Raw genomic sequence first — 20,004 nt, forward strand, 5'->3', positions numbered from 1 at the left:
TTGCGCTCCGAGCGAACAGTTCGGGAAGCGGGATGGCGTTGTCCCACCTGCGCGTTAGGGTCCATGAATACGAGGGCACGGGAGTACCCGAAGCCGGCGGACGTCGTCCGTACCGGTTGGTCCGCGCCCCAGAACGAGACGCTGAGACGGCATGTGGCCGTCGGAGACGAGCAGGTGGATACGTGACGAATCTGAAGCCTTACGCCGCGGGTGAGCCGTCCATCGGTGGCGGCCTCGGCGACCATGTCTACAACCGGCTGCTCGGCGAGCGCATCATCTTCCTCGGCCAGCAGGTAGACGACGACATCGCGAACAAGATCACGGCGCAGCTCCTGCTCCTGGCCGCCGAGCCGGAGAAGGACATCTTCCTGTACATCAACAGCCCCGGCGGCTCGGTGACGGCCGGCATGGCGGTCTACGACACCATGCAGTACATCCCCAACGACGTCGTCACCATCGGCATGGGCATGGCGGCCTCCATGGGCCAGTTCCTGCTGACCGGCGGCGCCAAGGGCAAGCGCTTCGCCCTGCCGAACACGGACATCCTGATGCACCAGGGTTCCGCCGGCATCGGTGGCACCGCGTCCGACATCAAGATCCAGGCCCAGTACCTGCTGCGCACCAAGCAGCGCATGGCCGAGATCACGGCGTTCCACTCGGGCCAGACTGTCGAGGCGATCATCCGCGACGGTGACCGCGACCGCTGGTTCACCTCCGAGGAGGCCAAGGAGTACGGCCTCATCGACGAGATCATCTCGGCCGCGTCCAACGTTCCGGGCGGCGGCGGCACCGGGGCCTGATCCCCGGCGAGCACCGTCAGTCCCCAGTCGACAGCCCGCAGAACGCCACCAGGATGGTGAACACCCAGATGCACATGAACAACCTCTCTCCCGCGAGCGGCCTTTACACCGGCGCTCAGGTGGACAACCGCTACGTCATCCCGCGCTTCGTCGAGCGCACCTCGCAGGGCGTGCGCGAGTACGACCCGTACGCGAAGCTCTTCGAGGAGCGCGTGATCTTCCTCGGCGTGCAGATCGACGACGCCTCCGCCAACGACGTGATGGCGCAGTTGCTGTGCCTGGAGTCGATGGACCCGGACCGCGACATCTCGATCTACATCAACAGCCCCGGTGGCTCCTTCACCGCGCTGACGGCGATCTACGACACCATGCAGTTCGTGAAGCCGGACATCCAGACGGTCTGCATGGGCCAGGCGGCCTCCGCCGCCGCAGTCCTGCTCGCCGCCGGCAGCCCCGGCAAGCGCATGGCCCTTCCGAACGCCCGTGTGCTGATCCACCAGCCCTCCGGCGGCACCGGTCGCGAGCAGCTCTCCGACCTGGAGATCGCGGCCAACGAGATCCTGCGCATGCGTGACCAGCTGGAGACCATGCTGGCCAAGCACTCGACGACGCCGCTGGAGAAGATCCGCGACGACATCGAGCGCGACAAGATCCTGACGGCCGAGGACGCCCTGGCGTACGGCCTGATCGACCAGATCGTTTCCACCCGCAAGAGCAACGCGGTCTGATCCTTGCCGCCAGTTGGCGTGGGCGTGTCGTCGGACGAGGCGATGTGAACCACGTCAAGGGGGCCCCGCAGGGGCCCCCCGGCAAGGTACCGTCGGATATGAGGCACCAGGAGCGCTGAACCAGGCGTCTCCCAGGCGAAGGGGAAGCACCTCGTGGCACGCATCGGTGACGGCGGCGACCTGCTCAAGTGCTCGTTCTGCGGAAAGAGCCAGAAGCAGGTGAAGAAGCTCATCGCAGGACCCGGTGTGTACATCTGCGACGAGTGCATCGACCTCTGCAACGAGATCATCGAAGAGGAACTCGCGGAGACCTCCGAGGTTCGGTGGGAGGAACTCCCCAAGCCCCGTGAGATCTACGAGTTCCTGGAGAGCTACGTCGTCGGCCAGGAGCCGGCGAAGAAGGCGCTCTCCGTCGCGGTCTACAACCACTACAAGCGGGTCCAGGCCGGCGAGAACGGCGGCGCGCAGGGCCGGGACGACGCGATCGAGCTCGCGAAGTCCAACATCCTGCTGCTGGGCCCGACGGGTTCCGGCAAGACGCTGCTGGCGCAGACGCTGGCCCGCATGCTCAACGTCCCGTTCGCCATCGCCGACGCGACGGCGCTGACGGAGGCCGGCTATGTCGGCGAGGACGTCGAGAACATCCTGCTCAAGCTGATCCAGGCGGCCGACTACGACGTCAAGAAGGCCGAGACCGGGATCATCTACATCGACGAGATCGACAAGGTCGCCCGCAAGAGCGAGAACCCGTCGATCACCCGCGATGTGAGCGGCGAGGGCGTGCAGCAGGCCCTCCTGAAGATCCTGGAAGGCACGACGGCCTCCGTCCCGCCGCAGGGCGGGCGCAAGCACCCGCACCAGGAGTTCATCCAGATCGACACGACGAACGTCCTCTTCATCGTGGGCGGCGCGTTCTCGGGTCTGGAGAAGATCATCGAGTCGCGCGCGGGCGCCAAGGGCATCGGCTTCGGGGCGACGATCCGCTCGAAGCGCGAGATCGAGGCGAGCGACCAGTTCCACGAGGTCATGCCGGAGGACCTGGTGAAGTTCGGGATGATCCCCGAGTTCATCGGCCGTCTGCCCGTGCTGACCTCCGTGCACAACCTGGACCGCGAGGCCCTGCTCCAGATCCTGATCGAGCCGCGCAACGCCCTGGTCAAGCAGTACCAGCGGCTGTTCGAACTCGACGGTGTGGAACTGGACTTCGAGCGCGAGGCGCTGGAGGCCATCGCCGACCAGGCCATCCTGCGCCAGACGGGTGCGCGAGGCCTGCGCGCCATCATGGAAGAGGTCCTGATGTCGGTGATGTACGAGGTTCCGTCCCGCAAGGACGTGGCCCGCGTGGTCATCACCGCGGACGTGGTCCGCTCCAACGTCAACCCGACGCTGGTCCCGCGGATCGTCCCGAAGGACCAGGGCCCGCACGAGAAGTCGGCGTAACGGCAACGTAGTTGTGTGAAGGGGGCGCCCCGGCCGGTCGGCCGGGGCGCCCCCTTCTTCACGTCGCGTGACGCGCTGAACTCACTTCTTGACGCGGGAGGTGTTGTAGAGCTTCGCCGCGAGGTCGGCGTTCTGCTCCAGCGTGTAGCCCGTCTTGCCGCTCATCACGGCGGCGAAGTCGACCGTCGTGACGATGCCCACGGTGCTGAAGTCCCCCCAGATGCAGACGGGGGCGACGACCTCCTTGGGGCCGAGACCCGTGGTCTTCTTGGAACTGAGCTTGATCTCCTGGCACTTCATGACGGCGCCCTCGAACCCCTTCGGGCTGATCTCCTTGGGGGTGCCGATGAGTTCGGCCGTGGCGTCCTTGCTGCCCTTGGCCGCGTTGAGCTTCGCCAGGGCGAAGTAGCCGTCGATCGTCTTCTCGGGGCTCGCGATCTCGCCGTAGAAGCCCTGGAAGTCAATGGTCTTGATCGACAGGGGGTTGCTCGGGTCGCCGCTCTGGTAACCCATGCTCACCTTGTTCGGGCCCTTGATGCCCGCGGCCTCGGCCTTCTGGCGTTCTTCGTCCGTGAACTCCGGCTTGTTGTACTTCGGGTTCTGCTTGAAGTCGTCCACGTTCGCCGGGGCGACCAGCTTGTAGCCCTTGGTGTCGTCCGACACCGCGCCCGCGCCGCCGCTGCCCAGGAAGTACCAGGCGCCGCCCGCGACGGCCGCCACCAGGACGACCGACAGGACGATCACGCCGGCCTTGGACTTCTTCGGCGGCTGCTGCGGCGGCATTGCGCCGTACGGCGGCTGCTGGGGAGGGACCCCCGGTTGCTGCGGGTAGCCGTAACCCTGCTGCTGCGGGGGCTGCTGGGGGTAGCCGGGCTGCTGCGGGTAACCCTGGGGGGCGCCCGGCGGAGGCGGCTGCTGCGGGTATCCGTAGCCGGGCTGCGGGGCCGGCTGGCCGTACGGGTTCGGCTGCTGCGGAGGCGGACCTCCGTAGGGCCCGGGCTGCTGCGGCTGCCCGCCGCCGTACGGTCCCGGCTGGTTGTAACTCATGACCGCGTCCCCCTTTAGGAACTTCTTATGTTGCTCTCATCCTGACGGAAGGACGGCGGGTTCCGGCCGCCGGGGCCCCAGGCGTTACGGAACCACGACGCCGACGCGGCCCCGAACCGCGCGATCGGCCGGAGAGCGGGCCGGGAGACGGAACGGATTCGTGGCCGGGGCGGCGCCGCCCGTATCCTGTGCCCCGTGACCGAGAACACGCAGACACCCAGCGCCCCCACCTCCGACCTGCCGACCCAATACGCGCCGGCCGAGGTAGAGGGAGAGCTCTACGAGCGCTGGGTCGAGCGCGGTTACTTCACCGCCGATCCGGCGAGCGAGAAGCCGCCGTACACCATCGTCATCCCGCCGCCGAACGTCACCGGCTCGCTCCACCTGGGACACGCCTTCCAGCACACGCTCATGGACGCCCTGACCCGCCGCAAGCGGATGCAGGGTTACGAGGCGCTGTGGCTGCCGGGCATGGACCACGCCGGCATCGCCACCCAGAACAAGGTCGAGCAGCAGCTCGCCGAGGAGGGCAAGTCCCGCCACGACCTGGGCCGCGAGGAGTTCATCGAGCGCGTCTGGCAGTGGAAGGAAGAGTACGGCGGCAAGATCCTCGGTCAGATGCGTCGCCTCGGCGACGGCGTCGACTGGTCGCGTGAGCGCTTCACCATGGACGAGGGCCTGTCCAAGGCCGTCCAGACCATCTTCAAGAAGCTCTACGACGACGGCCTGATCTACCGCGCCGAGCGCATCATCAACTGGTGCCCCCGCTGTCTGACCGCCATCTCCGACATCGAGGTGGAGTACCAGGACGACGCGGGCGAGCTGGTCTCGATCCGCTACGGCGAGGGCGAGGACAGCCTCGTCGTCGCGACGACCCGCGCCGAGACGATGCTCGGTGACACCGCCGTGGCCGTCCACCCCGACGACGAGCGTTACAAGCACCTCGTCGGCACCCGGATCAAGCTTCCGCTGACCGACCGGACCATCCCGATCGTCGCCGACACGCACGTCGACCCGGAGTTCGGCACCGGCGCCGTCAAGGTGACGCCCGCGCACGACCCGAACGACTTCGCGATCGGGCAGCGCCACGGCCTCGAATCCATGACGATCATGGACGAGCGGGGCGTCATCACCGTCCACGGCCCCTTCCAGGGCCTGGACCGCTTCGAGGCCCGTTCGGCCGTCGTCGGCGCACTGCGCGAGCAGGGTCGGATCGTCGCCGAGAAGCGTCCGTACCAGCACTCCGTGGGGCACTGCTCCCGCTGCCGCACCACCGTGGAGCCGCGCCTGTCGCTCCAGTGGTGGGTCGGCGTCAAGCCGCTCGCCACGGCGGCCGGTGACGCGGTCCGCGACGGGCGGGTCACCATCCACCCGCGCGAGATGGAGAAGCGCTACTTCGACTGGGTCGACAACCTCAACGACTGGTGCATCTCGCGCCAGCTGTGGTGGGGCCACCGGATCCCGATCTGGTACGGCCCGGAGGGCGAGATCGTCTGCGTCGGACCGGACGACGAGATCCCCACCGGCGAGGGCTGGACGCAGGACACCGACGTCCTCGACACGTGGTTCTCCTCCGGCCTGTGGCCGTTCTCCACGCTCGGCTGGCCGGAGAGGACCCCGGACCTGGAGAAGTTCTACTCCACCGACGTCCTGGTCACCGGCCACGACATCATCTTCTTCTGGGTCGCCCGGATGATGATGTTCGGTTTGTACGCCATGGACGGCGAGGTCCCCTTCAAGACGATCGCGCTGACCGGCCTGGTCCGTGACGAGCGCGGCAAGAAGATGTCGAAGTCCTTCGGCAACGTCGTCGACCCGCTGGACTGGATGGACAAGTACGGCTCCGACGCCGTCCGGTTCACCCTCGCCAAGGGCGCCAACCCCGGCACCGACGTCCCGATCGGCGAGGACTGGGTCCAGGCGTCCCGGAACTTCGCCAACAAGATCTGGAACGCGACCCGCTTCGCCCTGATGAACGGCGCCACCGTCGAGGGCGAGCTGCCGGCCCCCGAGCAGATGTCGGCGACCGACCGCTGGATCCTGTCGCGGCTGAACAAGACCGTCGAGCAGGTGGACGCGTACTACGAGGATTTCCAGTTCTCGAAGCTCAGCGAGGCGCTCTACCACTTCGCGTGGGACGAGGTCTTCGACTGGTACGTCGAGCTGTCGAAGACGACGTTCTTCGCGGGCGGCGAGGGCGCCAAGGTCTCCGGCCGCGTCCTCGGCGAGGTCCTCGACGTCACGCTGCGCCTGCTGCACCCGGTGGTCCCCTTCGTCACCGAGACCCTGTGGACCACGCTCACCGGCGGCGAGTCCCTCGTCATCGCCGACTGGCCCAAGGACAGCGGCTTCCGCGACGAGGCCGCCGAGCGCGAGATCGAGAACCTCCAGGCCGTCGTCACCGAGGTCCGCCGCTTCCGCGCCGACCAGGGTCTCCAGCCGGGCCAGAAGGTCCCGGCCCGACTGGACCTGGCCGGTACCGCGCTGGCCGCGCACGAGGGTGCGATCCGGCAGCTGCTGCGCCTCCAGCCGGAGGGCGAGGACTTCAGCGCCACCGCGACCCTGCCGGTCGCCGGCGCCACCGTCGCGCTGGACCTGTCGGGCACCATCGACGTGGCCGCCGAGCGCAAGCGGCTGTCGAAGGACCTGGCCGCCGCGGAGAAGGAGAAGCAGCAGGCGGAGGGCAAGCTCGGCAACGAGGCCTTCCTGGCCAAGGCCCCCGACAACGTCGTGGACAAGATCAAGGGCCGGCTCGCCAAGGCGGAGTCGGACATCACCCGGATCCAGGCCCAGCTGGGGACGCTGCCGCCCGCCTAGCAGCCGGCAGGGCACGGGCCAAGGCCCCCACACCGTCGAGCGGCGTGGGGGCCTTCGCCGTACACCGCCCACGCCGACCCTGCCGGAAATCACCCCGAGTGCCACAAATCACTTCTTATGCCCCGTCACCTGATTCGATCGGGGCCGCTCACCACGGATGATGGGGGACATGCACGCCAAGCCCGTCGTCTCGGCGCTCCGCCAAGCCGTGGCCACCGGCCGCCGGCTCAGCGAGGGATGGGCCGGGTCTCCCCGGGCCATGGACGTCCTGACCGCCCTGAGCTGCCTCGCCCTGATGGCGCTGGACCTGCCGGGCCTGGCCGCCGCCGACAACTCGCTCAACGGCTGGATGGCCGCCGCCGTACTCACCGCGGGCTGCGCGAGCCTGCTGGTACGGCGCCGCATGCCCTGGCTCGCGTACCTCACCGCCCTGCTGTTCGTCGGGTGGCTGCACGAGCTGACGCTGATCCAGTTCGCCCTGTACTCGGTCGGCCGCTACCGGGGCCGCCGGGCCGGAATCCTGGCCACCCTCGGGTACGTGGCCTTCGCGCTCGCGGTGTTCAGCATCCCGGGATGGCCCGAGCCGCGGGCGCAGAGCCTCAGCGCCTTCCTCGGCCTGGTCGTGCCGATCGGGGTGCTCGCCTCGGCCGTCGGGATCGCCGCGTACCGGCACGACCTGGTGCGGGAGCTCGACGTCCGGCGGGCCGAGTCGGCCGTCCTCCAGGCCGTGCAGCAGGAGCGCACCTCCGTCGCCCGGGACGTGCACGACTTCGTCGGGCGGGAGCTGACCCTGCTGACCGTGCGCTCCGAGGTGCTGTCGACGCGGGCGCGCGAGACGACGTACGCGAAGGACTTCGAGGAGCTGGCCGACACCGCGCGCCGAGCCCACCTGGTGCTGAACGAGATCATCGTGCAGCGCGGCGGACCGTCCGCGACCCCTGGTGTCGAGGGCCTGGCGGCGCTGGCGCAGGAGAGCGGACGGGCCGGTTCACCCGTCCGCCTGGTGATGGATCCCGAGGTGCACGAGGTGTCGCCGCTGCGCCAGGCGGCGGTCTACCGGGTGGTGCAGGAATGCCTCACCAACGCGGCCAAGCACGCCCGGGGCGAGACGATCGACGTGTCGATCGAGGCCGCCGGCCCGCACCTGCGGATCGCCGTCATCAACAGCCTCCCCGAGCGCACCCCGACCCGCGCCCCCGTCTCGGCGGGCTCGGGCACGGCGAGCATGTCCGAACGCGTGCGCAGCCTGGGCGGAACCCTGAAGGCGAAGCGGACCGACGAGTCGTACGTGGTGATCGCCACGCTGCCGCGCGGCTAGGCCGCCCCTTTCGGATCCGCGGCCCGGCGGTCAGGCCTTGGCGGGGGACAGCAGGCCGTTCAGTGTGTCGAGGTCCTCGACGCACTTGCCCGACCCCAGTGCCACGCAGTCCAGCGGGGCGTCCGCGACGAACACCGGGATGCCGGTCGCGGAGGCCATGCGCAGGTCCAGGCCGGGAAGCAGGGCGCCGCCGCCGGTGAGGACGATGCCGTGCTCCATCACGTCGCCGGACAGTTCCGGCGGGCATTCCTCCAGGGTGCCGCGCACGGCGGCGATGATCGCCTCGACCGGTTCGTCGAGGGCGGCCCGTACGCCGACGACGGTCAGCTCCAGGGTCTTCGGCATTCCGCCGACCTTCTCGCGGCCCCGCACGGTGAAGGCGCCGGTCTCCAGCTCCGGCCGCTCCGGGACCGGCCAGGCCGAGCCGATGGCGACCTTGACGTCCTCGGCGGTGCGCTCGCCGATGAGCAGCCCGTGCTCCTTGCGGACGTGGTCCATGATGGCCGCGTCCAGTCGGTCCCCGCCGACCCGCAGCGACCGGGCGGTGACGATGCCGCCGAGCGAGATGACGGCCACCTCGGTGGTTCCGCCGCCGATGTCGACCACCATGGAGCCGCGCGCCTCGGACACGGGCAGCCCGGCGCCGATCGCCGCCGCCATCGGCTCCTCGATCAGGTGCACGGTCTTGGCGCCGGCCCGGGTGGACGCCTGCACGATGGCCCGTCGTTCGACCGGGGTGACCCCGGACGGCACGCAGACCACCATGCGGGTGCGCGGCCGGCGGCCCGGGACGGCCTTGCGGACGAAGTGCCGGATCATCTCCTCGGCGGCCTCGTAGTCGCAGATCACCCCGCCCTGGAGGGGGCGGATCGCGGTGATGGAACCGGGGGTGCGGCCGATGGTCTCCTTGGCCTCGGTTCCGACGGCCAGCGCGGTGGTCGTACCGGCCTTCACGGCGACCACGGACGGCTCATTGAGGACGATTCCGTGGCCCCGGGCGTAGACGAGCGTGTTCGCGGTCCCCAGGTCGATCCCTATGTCGCGGCTGGAATTCGTCTTGTTGCTGCTGGCCTGCGGCATTTGTTCCCCTATCTCCTGCCCGCAAGGCTTGCATAACGATCCGGTCGCTTTGATCGCCCAAGGTCCCGAAACGGCCGGGCCGAAAGTCCCGGGGGTCCTCGTCCGTAGACTGGCCCTGTGAGTGAGCAGCAGCCCGAGAGCCATGGCCCCGACGAACCGGGCCGCCCCTTCGACGGGATCGACGCGTTCGACCAGATCATCGCGGAGGAGTCCGACCGCGACGCCGACCTGGCGGTGATCGAGGCCGGCAGTCGCACCCTGCGCGCACACGGCGGAGCGCCGCTGGGCGACCAGGTGCCCGCCGTCCCCACCGACCCGGAGGCGGCCAAGGCGCTGCAGGAGGTGGAGCAGGAGCTGGCCGGCCGCTGGGGCGAGACGAAGCTGGAGCCGTCCGTCTCGCGGATCGCCGCGCTGATGGACGTCCTGGGCGAGCCGCAGCGCGCGTACCCGTCCATCCACGTCACCGGCACCAACGGCAAGACCAGCACCGCCCGCATGATCGAGGCCCTGCTGAACGCCTTCGAACTGCGCACCGGCCGCTACACCAGCCCGCACGTGCAGTCGGTCACCGAGCGGATCAGCCTGGACGGGGCGCCGATCACCCCGGAGCGGTTCGTGGAGACCTACCACGACGTCAAGCCGTACGTGGAGATGGTCGACGCCGCCGAGGAGTACCGGCTGTCGTTCTTCGAGGTGCTCACCGGGATGGCTTACGCGGCCTTCGCGGACGCCCCCGTGGACGTGGCGGTCGTCGAGGTCGGCATGGGCGGTACCTGGGACGCCACCAACGTGATCGACGGCGTGGTCGCCGTGGTCACCCCGATCAGCCTCGACCACACCGACCGGCTCGGCTCCACCCCCGGCGAGATCGCGCAGGAGAAGGGCGGCGTCATCAAGCAGGACGCCACCGTCATCCTGGCGCAGCAGCCGGTCGACGCGGCGCAGGTGCTGCTGAAGAAGGCCGTCGAGGTCGACGCGACCGTGGCCCGCGAGGGCATGGAGTTCGGGGTCGTCTCCCGCGAGGTGGCGGTCGGCGGCCAGATGCTGACCCTGCGCGGCGTGGGCGGCGAGTACGACGGCATCTTCCTCCCGCTGTACGGCGCCCACATGGCGCACAACGCGGCCGTGGCGCTGGCGGCGGTCGAGGCCTTCTTCGGGGTCGGCGCGGAGCACGCGCGGGAGCTGGACACGGACACCGTGCGCAAGGCCTTCGCCTCGGTGACCTCGCCGGGCCGCATGGAGGTCGTCCGGCGCAGCCCGACCGTGGTCCTGGACGCGGCCCACAATCCGGCGGGGGCCCGGGTGACCGCCGAGGCCGTCACCGAGGCATTCGGCTTCAGCCGGTTGATCGGGGTCATGGCCGCCAGCGAGGGCAAGGACGTCAGGGGCGTCCTGGAGGCCTTCGAGCCGATCTTCGCGGAGATCGTGGTCACGGAGAACTCCAGCCACCGGGCGATGTCGGCCGACGAGCTGGCGGGCGTGGCGGTGGAGGTCTTCGGGGCCGACCGGGTGCAGGTGGAGCCGAGGCTGGACGACGCCCTGGAGGCGGCGATCACCCTGGCGGAGGAAGAGGCCGAATACGGCGGGGCCGGGGTCCTGGTGACCGGCTCGGTGATCACGGTGGGCGAGGCCCGCCTGCTGTTCAAGAGGGGCTGAGGGAATGCGCACGCTCTGCGCGAGCACGCTGATCGGCGAGTTCTTCGTGATCGGTTTCGCGGGCCTGGTGGCCATGAAGGACCCGGACCTGACCCAGGCGACCGTGTGGACGGTGTGCGGCGTCGCGATGCTGCTGTCGATCCTGCTGTGCGGGATGCTGTCGCGGCCCGGCGCGGTGCAGCTCGGATGGGCCCTTCAGGTGGGCCTGATCCTCAGCGGTTTCGTGGTGCCGACGATGTTCTTCCTCGGGGCGGTCTTCGCCGGCCTGTGGTGGTGCTCCGTGCACTACGGACGCCGCATCGACGACGTGAAGGCCCGTTGGGCCGCCGCCCATCCGGAGCACGAGGCGCAGGCCTGAGGTCACGGGTGCGTCACCCCTGGGCGGCCGGCACCCGGCGGGGCCGGTCCGGCCCCGGCGCACCTGTAGATTCGTCCCACCGCACCCGTTTGCCGCAAGGAGTTTCCACATGACCCAGCGCACGCTCGTCCTGCTCAAGCCCGACGCCGTCCGTCGTGGCCTGATCGGCGAGATCATCGGCCGCATCGAGCGGAAGGCCGGCTGGACCATTCCCGCGCTGGAGCTGCGCACGCTCGACCAGGAGACCCTGGAGGCGCACTACGGCGAGCACAAGGGCAAGCCGTTCTACGAGCCCCTCATGGGCTTCATGTCCGGCGGCCCGGTCGTCGCTCTCGTGGTCGAGGGCGAGCGCGTGATCGAGGGCGTTCGCGGCCTCGCCGGCCCGACCGACCCGATCGCCGCGGCGCCCGGCTCGATCCGCGGCGACTTCGGTTCCATCACCCGGGAGAACCTGATCCACGCCTCGGATTCCGAGGAGTCCGCGGAGCGCGAGCTGAAGCTGTTCTTCCCCGCGCTCTGAGGCCGTTCCCCCATCAAGCGGAACGCTGTCACCGCAGTCTCCTCTGACGCGAGATCAGCCGAATAGCGCTCACGACCTGGGGCGACCGAAGTAATTTCGGTCGCCCTTCGGTATTACCGGCGCGGACGGGGAACGCATGTGCAGGACACGACGTCACCACTAAGGGGGCGGGTATCCGTTCCGGCGGGATTGCCGGAGTCCCGTCGCGCGATGTCCGTACATGCGGCACTACGATGGGGCCTCCACCCACACACCCACCTCGCCGACCTGACAGCAGCCGCTATCAACTGGAAGGCCAGACGCTCCTCATGGGGAACAAGGGGAACACTATGTCGTTCATCGGCCGTGACATGGCGATCGACCTCGGGACCGCCAACACGCTGGTGTACGTGAGGGGCCGGGGGATCGTCCTGAACGAGCCGTCCGTGGTCGCCATCAACACGAACACCGGTGGCATCCTGGCGGTCGGCTCCGAGGCGAAGAAGATGATCGGCCGGACGCCCGGCAACATCGTCGCCGTCAGGCCCCTCAAGGACGGCGTGATCGCCGACTTCGAGATCACCGAGCGCATGCTCCGGTACTTCATCCTCAAGATCCACAAGCGCCGTTACCTGGCGCGTCCGCGCGTCGTGGTGTGCGTGCCCTCCGGCATCACCGGAGTGGAGCGCCGCGCCGTCATCGAGGCGTCCACGCAGGCCGGCGCCCGCCAGGTACACATCATCGAAGAGCCCATGGCCGCCGCCATCGGCTCGGGCCTGCCCGTCCACGAGGCCACCGGCAACATGGTCGTGGACATCGGCGGCGGCACCACCGAGGTCGCCGTCATCTCCCTCGGCGGAATCGTCACGGCGCAGTCCATCCGGGTGGCCGGTGACGAGCTGGACAACGCGATCATCCAGCACATCAAGAAGGAGTACTCGCTCCTCCTCGGTGAGCGCACCGCCGAACAGATCAAGATCACCATCGGTTCGGCGTACGACCTCGACAAGGACGAGCACACCGAGATCCGCGGCAGGGACCTGGTGTCCGGGCTGCCGAAGACGGTCGTGATCTCGGCCGCCGAGGTCCGCAAGGCCATCGAGGAGCCGGTCAACGCCATCGTCGACGCGGTCAAGACGACGCTGGACAAGTGCCCGCCGGAACTCTCCGGCGACATCATGGACCGCGGCATCGTCCTGACCGGCGGCGGCGCGCTGCTGCGCGGCCTGGACGAGCGACTGCGCCGTGAGACCGGCATGCCGATCCACATCGCGGAGGATCCGCTCGACTCGGTCGCGCTCGGCTCCGGCAAGTGCGTGGAGGAGTTCGAGGCACTCCAGCAGGTTCTGGACGCCCAGCCCCGGCGGTGATCGACTCCCCGTCACGGGGCACGCGGAACACAAGGATCCGCCGTACGGGTGCTAGCGCGCCGGTGCGGCGGATCGTTGATATACAGGCAACAGTCCGGTGCGATCACAGCTGCACGTCTCACCGGAGCGGCTCTGCCGCACGGGTATCTACGAGGAAGGCACGGCCGCCGCACGTGAGGGACACACGAGAGAGCCGGCTGCTCCTGGTGCTTCTGATCGCCATCGCGTTCGCATTGATCACGGTGGACATCAGAGCGGGCGAGGAGTCACCGGTCGACGGTGCCCGACAGGCCGCCGCAGCGGTCTTCGGCCCCGTCGAGAAGGGCGTGGCGACGGCGGTGGATCCGGTGGCCCACGCCATAGGAGCCGTACGCGACTCCGGCGAGCGCCACAATCGGATCGCGACGCTGGAGCGCGAGAACACCGCGCTCAAGGCCAAGCTCGGCAGCGACGACCAGAACCGCAGCCGCGTCCGCGAGCTCGACGAGATGCTCAAGCGGGCCGGCGCGGGACAGTACGGGATCAAGGGCGCCGAGGTCATCGCGATAGGAGCGGCCCAGGGCTTCTCCTGGACCGTCACCATCGACGCGGGCAGCAAGGACGGCATCGAGCGCGACATGACCGTCCTGAACGGGGAGGGCCTCGTCGGCCGGGTCTCCACCGTCGGCCCCGACACCGCCACCGTGGTCCTCGCCAACGACCCCGACTTCACCGTCGGCACCCGACTGGAGAAGACCGGCGAACTCGGCTTCGCCACCGGCCAGGGCGACCGTGCCCTGTCCGTGCAGATGCTCAACGGCAAGGCCAAGATCAACGCGGGCGACCGGCTCGTCACCTTCGGCTCGCGCGGCAACAAGCCGTTCGTGCCCGGCGTGCCGATCGGCGAGGTGGTCAAGGTGGACCCCTCCCGCGGAGACCTCACCCGTACCGTCTGGGTGCGCCCGTTCGTGGGCTTCTCGCGCCTGGACATCGTCGGCGTCGTCGTGATGCCGCCGCGCGAGGACCCGCGCGACGCGGTCCTCCCGCCGAAGCCCGCGGCCCCCAAGCCCACCCCGACGGTCACCGTCACGGTCACCCCGTCCGCCAGTGTGCCCGGCAAGCCGGACGACGAGTAGGAGCTGACCGACCATGCGTTTCAACCGGATCCTGCTCTCGGCCACGCTCGTGGTGGTCGCCCTCGTGGTCCAGGTCGCCGTTCTCGGCCGGCTCCAACTGCCCGGCGCGGTACCCGACCTGGTCCTCCTCACCGTCGTCGCCCTCGCCCTGGTGTACGGCCACCTCAGCGGAGCCATCATCGGCTTCGGCGCCGGCCTGCTCGCCGACCTGGCGCCGCCCGCCGACCACGCCGCCGGGCGGTACGCGCTCGTGCTGTGCCTCATCGGCTACCTCGTCGGCCTGGCCCGCCCCGACAACGGGCGGTTCCGCTCGGCCTGGGGGCCGATGCTGACCGTCGTCGCCGCCGCGATCGGCTCCACCCTGCTGTACGCGGGCGTCGGCGCCCTCGTCGGGGACACCGCCGCCCGCCACGTCGGCCTGGCCGGCCTGCTGTTCACGGCGACCCTCTACGACCTGCTGCTCGCGCCCTTCACCGTGCCGTTCATCATGGCGCTCGCCCGGCGCGCCGAGAACGACCCGATGGCCGTCGAGGCCGGCGGCGGCCCGCCCCAGGGCAAGGACGTCTCCTCCGGCTGGCTGGCCGGCGGCACGGGGCTGCGCATCGGCAGCCAGCGCGGTGGACTGCGCCTGAAGACCGCACGCGGACGCGCCAACCGGGCCGGCCGCATAAAGGGCGTCAAGGGTGTGAAGAGCGTCAAGAAACTGTGAGGGAGGAGAAGGCGTGAGCAACAACCCCGACACCGGCCGCACCTCCCGGGTACGGATCCGACTCGTCATCATCCAGGTGCTCGTCTTCTCCCTGCTCCTCACCCTCGGCGGGCGCCTCTGGTACCTCCAGATCCGCAACGGCGACGAGTACTACCACGAGGCGAAGAACAACCACGTCCAGCAGGTCGTCCAGCCCGCCGTGCGCGGTTCGATCCTCGACGCGCGCGGCATCGCGCTCGCCGACAACGAGACCCGTCTGGTCGTCTCCGCCAGCCGCACCGAGCTGATGAAGATGAAGGACAAGGGCAAGGGGGTCCTCACCCGGCTCTCGGACGTACTGGACATGACGCCGCAGGACGTCATGGACAAGGTCCGGCTCTGCGACTCGCGGACCCCCCAGCCCTGCTGGAACGGCTCCCCCTACCAGCCGATCCCGGTCACCAACAAGGCCACCACCCAGCAGGCCCTGCAAATCCGCGAGCGCCCCGAGGAGTTCCCCGGCATCACGGCCGAGCCCACCGCGGTCCGCCGCTACGCCGCCCCCGGGGGAGCCAACACCGGACAGGCGCTGGGCTACCTCTCCCCGGTCACCGACGGCGAGATCACCCGGGCGAAGGACACCAACTCGCCCTTCCTGCGCTCCGACCAGGTGGGCCGCTTCGGCCTGGAACGCACCTACGACAGGCCCCTGCGCGGCAAGTCCGGCGTGACCCGCTACGAGGTGGACAACCTCGGCCGGGTCATCGGCATGGCCCAGAACGATCCCGCGATCCCCGGCGCCAACCTCGTGACGAGCATCGACGCGCGCGTCCAGGCCGTCGCCGAGTTCGAGCTGAACGCGGCCATGGTCGAGGCGCGCAAGCAGATCGACCGCAACACGGGCGTTCCCTACAAGGCCGACGCGGGCGCCATCGTCGTCCTGGAGTCCAAGACCGGCCGCGTCGTCGCCATGGCCTCCAACCCGACCTACGACCCGAACGTCTGGGTCGGCGGGATCTCCGCCAAGGACTACGCGAAGCTGACCGCCAAGGACTCCAACGTCCCGCTGATGAACCGGGCGATCCAGGGCCAGGCCGCGCCGGGCTCCATCTTCAAGGTGATCCCGACCGCCGCCGCCGTCAACGCCGGGTACAAGTTCGACGGCGAGTACCCCTGCCCCAGTTCGTACTCCATCGGCGGACAGGTCTTCAAGAACTTCGAGTCCCAGGGCCACGGCTCCATCACCCTCGGCCGGGCACTGGAGGTCTCCTGCGACACCGTCTTCTACGCCCTCGGCCACCAGCAGTGGCTGAAGGACGGCGGGCTCAAGCCGAAGAAGCGCCCGGCCGAGATCTTCTACAAGACCGCCCACCAGTTCGGGCTCGGCGCCGAGACCGGCGTCGACCTGCCGGGCGAGGAGAAGGGCCGGGTCCCGGACCGCCAGTGGAAGCAGCGGTTCTGGACCGCCAACAAGGACATGTGGTGCAAGACGGGGAAGAAGGGCGGCACCTACGTCGAGCTGCTGTCCTACGAGAACTGCCTCGAAGGCAACCTGATGCGCGCCGGTGACGCCGTCAACTACTCCATCGGCCAGGGCGACACCCTCGTCACGCCGATCCAGATGGCCACCATCTACGCGGCCATCGCCAACGGCGGCACCATGTGGAACCCGACCATCGGCAAGGCGATCATCAGCGCCGACGGCAAGCGGGTCGAGAAGATCCCGCCGCGCGCCCACGGCCGGCTGCCGGTCACCCCGGAGACCCTCCGCAAGATGGACGGGGCCCTCGCCGGCGTCGCCACCGAGGGCACCGCCGCATGGCGGTTCGGCGGCTGGCCGCAGAAGGAGATCCCGATGCACGCCAAGACCGGCACCGCCGAGGTCTACGGCAAGCAGACGACCTCCTGGTTCGCCACCTACACCTCGGACTTCACGATCGTCATGACGATCTCCCAGGGTGGTACCGGTTCCGGGGCATCCGGCCCCGCCGTGCGCAACGTGTACAACGCCATCTACGGTCTGGACATGGCCGGCAAGCAGGACGTCAAGCGCGCCCTGCTGATCAAGCCGGAGGCGAACCTGCCGACCATCCAACCCGACGGATCCATCGACGCCCCCGTGGTCAGGCCCTACGTGCCCCCGTCCCCGGAGGAGGTGCCCGCGCTCGCCGGGCCGCCCGCACCGCCCGCAGCAAGGCAGGACTGATGCAGACCGCGAACAAGTTCTCCGTATCCCGGTACGCCCCGGAACGCGGAGCCATGGCCAAACTCACCGCCCGCGACTCGGTGGTGCGCCGGCTCGACTGGCCGATACTGCTCTGCGCACTGGCGCTGTCCTTCATCGGCTCCATGCTGGTGTGGTCGGCGACCCGCAACCGGACCTCCCTGAACCAGGGGGACCCGTACTACTTCCTTTTCCGGCACGCCCTGAACACCGGCATCGGCCTGGTGCTGATGATCGGCACGATCTGGCTCGGGCACCGCACCCTGCGCGGCGCGGTCCCGGCCCTCTACGGGCTCTCGCTGCTGCTGATCATCGCCGTGCTCACCCCGCTCGGCGCGACCATCAACGGCGCGCACGCGTGGATCGTGATCGGCGGCGGATTCTCCATCCAGCCCTCCGAGTTCGTCAAGATCACGATCATCCTGGTCATGGCGATGCTGCTGGCCACCCGGGTGGACGCGGGCGACCTCGCCCACCCCGACCACCGCACCGTCGTCAAGGCGCTGTGCCTGGCCGCCGCCCCGATGGGCATCGTCATGCTGATGCCCGACCTGGGCTCGGTCATGGTGATGGTCGTCATCGTGCTCGGCGTGCTGTTGGCCTCCGGCGCCTCCAACCGCTGGGTGCTGGGCCTCATCGGCGCGGGCGCCGGCGGGGCCATCCTGATCTGGCAGCTCGGCGTCCTCGACGAGTACCAGATCAACCGCTTCGCCGCCTTCGCCAACCCCGAACTCGACCCGGCGGGCGTCGGCTACAACACGAACCAGGCGCGCATCGCCATCGGCTCCGGCGGACTGACCGGCTCGGGCCTCTTCAAGGGCTCGCAGACCACCGGCCAGTTCGTGCCGGAGCAGCAGACCGACTTCGTGTTCACGGTCGCGGGGGAGGAGCTGGGCTTCGTCGGGGCCGGGCTGATCCTCGTCCTGCTGGGCATCATCCTGTGGCGGGCCTGCATCATCGCCCGCGAGACCACCGAGCTGTACGGGACGATCGTCTGCGCCGGGATCATCGCCTGGTTCGCCTTCCAGGCCTTCGAGAACATCGGGATGACGCTGGGGATCATGCCGGTCGCGGGACTGCCGCTGCCGTTCGTGTCCTACGGAGGCTCGTCGATGTTCGCCGTGTGGATCGCGGTGGGGCTGCTGCAGTCGATCCGGGTGCAACGGCCCCTTTCGGCCTGATCACCCGGGCGGCGGGTTTGGCTCCTGCCGACCTTCTCGCCGCCGGCCGGGCGGGACTAGATTCGATGCATGGCCGAGACGAAGCGCGAGATCGAGCGGAAATTCGAGTTCACGCGAGCCGACGCGGGTCGGGGGAGCGGTTCGGGCTCCCCCGACCGGTCCGGTCCCCCCGACCGGAAGCCGGCCCCTGAGGCCCGCCCCCGGGTACCGGACCTCACGGGCACCGCGGGCGTCGAGACCGTCTCCCCGCAGGGCACCGTCGACCTCGACGCCGTCTACTGGGACACCCCCGACCAGCGGCTCGCCGCCGACGGGCTGACCCTGCGCCGCCGCACCGGCGGCGCCGACGCCGGCTGGCACCTCAAACTCCCCGTCTCCCCGGACGTCCGCGACGAGGTCCGGGCACCGCTCAGTGACACCGTCCCCGACCGGCTCGCCGAACTGGTCCGCTCCCGGGTACGCGACGGCCGGCTGGAACCGCAGGTACGGCTGCGCTCCTCCCGCGAGGTCAGCCACCTCCTCGACGCCGACGGAGCCGTGCTCGCGGAACTGTCCACCGACACCGTCCGGGCCAGGCGGGGCAAGGCCAGGGCCACCTGGACCGAGGTGGAGGTGGAACTCGCCGACGGGGTGGACCCCGAACTGCTCGACGCCGTCGAACGGCGTTTCCGCGAAGAGGGCCTGCGGGTCTGCGAGGCCCCCTCGAAACTGGCCCGGGCACTCACGGAGACGGGCGGCGCGCCCCCCGCCCGGACCGAGACCGGGCCCGCCGAGGACACCGCCGGCGCGCAGGTGCTCCGGTACCTGCGCGAACAGCGCGACACCCTGGTCGCCCAGGACCCCGCCGTCCGCAGGGAGCTGCCCGACTCCGTCCACCAGATGCGGGTCGCGATGCGGCGGATGCGCAGCGCCTTCAAGACGTACCGCAAGGTCCTCGACCGGGCGGCCACCGACCCGCTCGGGGAGGAACTGCGCCGGCTCGCCGCCGAACTCGGCGTCGCCCGCGACCAGGAGGTCATGGCCGAACGCCTCCTGGCGCACCTCGGCGAACTCCCCGACACCCTGCGGCTCGGCCCGGTCCGCGGCCGACTGCGCGTCTGGGACACCACGCGCGGTCACGCCGCCCGGCAACAGGCCCTCGCCGCACTCGACAGCGACCGGTACGTCGCCCTGCTGGACGCCCTCGACGCCCTGCTGGCCGACCCGCCCCTGCGCGGGGCCGCCGGGCACCCGGCGGCCGACGTCCTGCCCCAGGCGGTGACGCACGACTTCGAACGGCTCGCCGGCCGGGTCGAGACGGCACTCGACCTCGCCCCCGGACACGACCGCGACCTGGCCCTGCACGCCGCCCGCAAGGCCGCCAAGCGGGCCCGCTACGCGGCGGACGCAGCCGTACCCGCCCTCGGCAAGCCCGCCGCACGCCTGTCCAAGGCCGCCAAGAAGGTCCAGACCCTGCTCGGTGACCACCAGGACGGCGTGGTCGCCCGCGAGGCCCTGCGAACGATCGCCGTCCAGGCGACCGCCGCGGGCGAGTCCGCCTTCACCTGGGGCCTGTTGTACGCCCGAGAGGAAGCGTTGGCCGAGCGGAGCGAACGCCGGCTCCCGGAGGTCTGGCGCAAGGCGGCGGCCGTGCGGGACCGGGTGGACCTCACCGGGTAGGTCCCGTCGTGGCCGGTGATCTTG

Annotated in this window: 16 protein-coding genes; 14 read left to right on the forward strand and 2 right to left on the reverse strand. The window is 69.9% G+C overall.

The window, feature by feature from the left end:
• Nucleotides 1–182: 182 nt before the first annotated feature.
• The 3 genes from ADK55_RS00865 to clpX all read left to right on the forward strand — a co-directional run bounded on the left by ADK55_RS00865 (nucleotide 183) and on the right by clpX (nucleotide 2,968).
• Nucleotides 183–800: an ATP-dependent Clp protease proteolytic subunit gene (locus ADK55_RS00865; protein ID WP_053674923.1), complete on the forward strand. Its 618-nt coding sequence runs from the start codon at nucleotides 183–185 to the stop codon at nucleotides 798–800.
• 53 nt (nucleotides 801–853) lie between these two features.
• Nucleotides 854–1,528, forward strand: coding sequence for an ATP-dependent Clp protease proteolytic subunit (locus ADK55_RS00870; protein ID WP_053674925.1), 675 nt, complete (start codon nucleotides 854–856; stop codon nucleotides 1,526–1,528).
• A gap of 153 nt (nucleotides 1,529–1,681) precedes the next feature.
• Nucleotides 1,682–2,968, forward strand: a complete 1,287-nt coding sequence (clpX, locus tag ADK55_RS00875; RefSeq protein ID WP_053674927.1) for an ATP-dependent Clp protease ATP-binding subunit ClpX — start codon at nucleotides 1,682–1,684, stop codon at nucleotides 2,966–2,968.
• An 81-nt stretch (nucleotides 2,969–3,049) separates the two neighbouring features.
• On the opposite strand, the gene ADK55_RS00880 is transcribed toward clpX, so the two are convergent.
• A complete protein-coding gene (locus ADK55_RS00880; protein ID WP_053674929.1) occupies nucleotides 3,050–4,015 on the reverse strand; it encodes a hypothetical protein in 966 nt (321 codons plus the stop codon).
• 195 nt (nucleotides 4,016–4,210) lie between these two features.
• On the opposite strand from ADK55_RS00880, the gene ADK55_RS00885 reads away from it, so the two are divergent.
• On the forward strand, nucleotides 4,211–6,832 hold the full coding sequence (locus ADK55_RS00885; RefSeq protein WP_053674931.1) for a valine--tRNA ligase: 2,622 nt from the start codon (nucleotides 4,211–4,213) through the stop codon (nucleotides 6,830–6,832).
• A 169-nt stretch (nucleotides 6,833–7,001) separates the two neighbouring features.
• On the forward strand, nucleotides 7,002–8,150 hold the full coding sequence (locus ADK55_RS00890; RefSeq protein WP_053674934.1) for a sensor histidine kinase: 1,149 nt from the start codon (nucleotides 7,002–7,004) through the stop codon (nucleotides 8,148–8,150).
• Between the two features lie 30 nt (nucleotides 8,151–8,180).
• On the opposite strand, the gene ADK55_RS00895 is transcribed toward ADK55_RS00890, so the two are convergent.
• Complete coding sequence (locus ADK55_RS00895; protein ID WP_053674936.1) at nucleotides 8,181–9,230, reverse strand: rod shape-determining protein; 1,050 nt, start codon at nucleotides 9,228–9,230, stop codon at nucleotides 8,181–8,183.
• A 117-nt stretch (nucleotides 9,231–9,347) separates the two neighbouring features.
• Between ADK55_RS00895 and folC the strand changes: the two genes are divergently transcribed.
• The 9 genes from folC (at nucleotide 9,348) to ADK55_RS00940 (ending at nucleotide 19,980) form a co-directional block, all read left to right on the forward strand.
• Nucleotides 9,348–10,886, forward strand: a complete 1,539-nt coding sequence (folC, locus tag ADK55_RS00900) for a bifunctional tetrahydrofolate synthase/dihydrofolate synthase (RefSeq protein ID WP_053674938.1) — start codon at nucleotides 9,348–9,350, stop codon at nucleotides 10,884–10,886.
• A 4-nt stretch (nucleotides 10,887–10,890) separates the two neighbouring features.
• Entirely contained in the window at nucleotides 10,891–11,244 is a 354-nt protein-coding gene (locus ADK55_RS00905; RefSeq protein WP_053674940.1) for a DUF4233 domain-containing protein, read from the forward strand.
• 109 nt (nucleotides 11,245–11,353) lie between these two features.
• Complete coding sequence (ndk, locus tag ADK55_RS00910) at nucleotides 11,354–11,764, forward strand: nucleoside-diphosphate kinase (protein WP_053674942.1); 411 nt, start codon at nucleotides 11,354–11,356, stop codon at nucleotides 11,762–11,764.
• Nucleotides 11,765–12,093: 329 nt separating this feature from the next.
• Nucleotides 12,094–13,113 (forward strand): rod shape-determining protein, encoded by a 1,020-nt coding sequence (locus ADK55_RS00915; protein WP_008738981.1) that lies wholly within the window; start codon nucleotides 12,094–12,096, stop codon nucleotides 13,111–13,113.
• A 173-nt stretch (nucleotides 13,114–13,286) separates the two neighbouring features.
• Nucleotides 13,287–14,228, forward strand: a complete 942-nt coding sequence (mreC, locus tag ADK55_RS00920) for a rod shape-determining protein MreC (RefSeq protein WP_053674944.1) — start codon at nucleotides 13,287–13,289, stop codon at nucleotides 14,226–14,228.
• Between the two features lie 13 nt (nucleotides 14,229–14,241).
• Nucleotides 14,242–14,937: a rod shape-determining protein MreD gene (gene mreD / locus ADK55_RS00925; RefSeq protein ID WP_053674946.1), complete on the forward strand. Its 696-nt coding sequence runs from the start codon at nucleotides 14,242–14,244 to the stop codon at nucleotides 14,935–14,937.
• Between the two features lie 13 nt (nucleotides 14,938–14,950).
• A complete protein-coding gene (gene mrdA / locus ADK55_RS00930; protein ID WP_053674948.1) occupies nucleotides 14,951–17,122 on the forward strand; it encodes a penicillin-binding protein 2 in 2,172 nt (723 codons plus the stop codon).
• The gene (gene rodA / locus ADK55_RS00935; RefSeq protein WP_053674950.1) at nucleotides 17,122–18,321 is read left to right on the forward strand and encodes a rod shape-determining protein RodA; all 1,200 of its coding nucleotides are present in this window, start codon (nucleotides 17,122–17,124) and stop codon (nucleotides 18,319–18,321) included. Before mrdA ends, rodA begins: the two co-directional genes overlap by 1 nt.
• Nucleotides 18,322–18,390: 69 nt before the next feature.
• Nucleotides 18,391–19,980, forward strand: a complete 1,590-nt coding sequence (locus ADK55_RS00940) for a CYTH and CHAD domain-containing protein (protein ID WP_053674952.1) — start codon at nucleotides 18,391–18,393, stop codon at nucleotides 19,978–19,980.
• The last annotated feature ends 24 nt before the right edge of the window (nucleotides 19,981–20,004 follow it).

The organism is Streptomyces sp. WM4235 (genome assembly GCF_001279725.1).
Taxonomy (GTDB): domain Bacteria; phylum Actinomycetota; class Actinomycetes; order Streptomycetales; family Streptomycetaceae; genus Streptomyces.

Bases quoted from the DNA above. Each gene is read 5' to 3' on its own strand.
- ADK55_RS00890 (WP_053674934.1), top strand. From the start codon at position 7,002: ATGCACGCCAAGCCCGTCGTCTCGGCGCTCCGCCAAGCCGTGGCCACC.
- rodA (WP_053674950.1), top strand. From the start codon at position 17,122: ATGCAGACCGCGAACAAGTTCTCCGTATCCCGGTACGCCCCGGAACGC.
- ADK55_RS00905 (WP_053674940.1), top strand. From the start codon at position 10,891: ATGCGCACGCTCTGCGCGAGCACGCTGATCGGCGAGTTCTTCGTGATC.
- mreD (WP_053674946.1), top strand. From the start codon at position 14,242: ATGCGTTTCAACCGGATCCTGCTCTCGGCCACGCTCGTGGTGGTCGCC.
- ADK55_RS00940 (WP_053674952.1), top strand. From the start codon at position 18,391: ATGGCCGAGACGAAGCGCGAGATCGAGCGGAAATTCGAGTTCACGCGA.
- ADK55_RS00880 (WP_053674929.1), bottom strand. From the start codon at position 4,015: ATGAGTTACAACCAGCCGGGACCGTACGGCGGCGGGCAGCCGCAGCAG.
- ADK55_RS00915 (WP_008738981.1), top strand. From the start codon at position 12,094: ATGTCGTTCATCGGCCGTGACATGGCGATCGACCTCGGGACCGCCAAC.
- ADK55_RS00895 (WP_053674936.1), bottom strand. From the start codon at position 9,230: ATGCCGCAGGCCAGCAGCAACAAGACGAATTCCAGCCGCGACATAGGG.
- ndk (WP_053674942.1), top strand. From the start codon at position 11,354: ATGACCCAGCGCACGCTCGTCCTGCTCAAGCCCGACGCCGTCCGTCGT.
- ADK55_RS00870 (WP_053674925.1), top strand. From the start codon at position 854: ATGGTGAACACCCAGATGCACATGAACAACCTCTCTCCCGCGAGCGGC.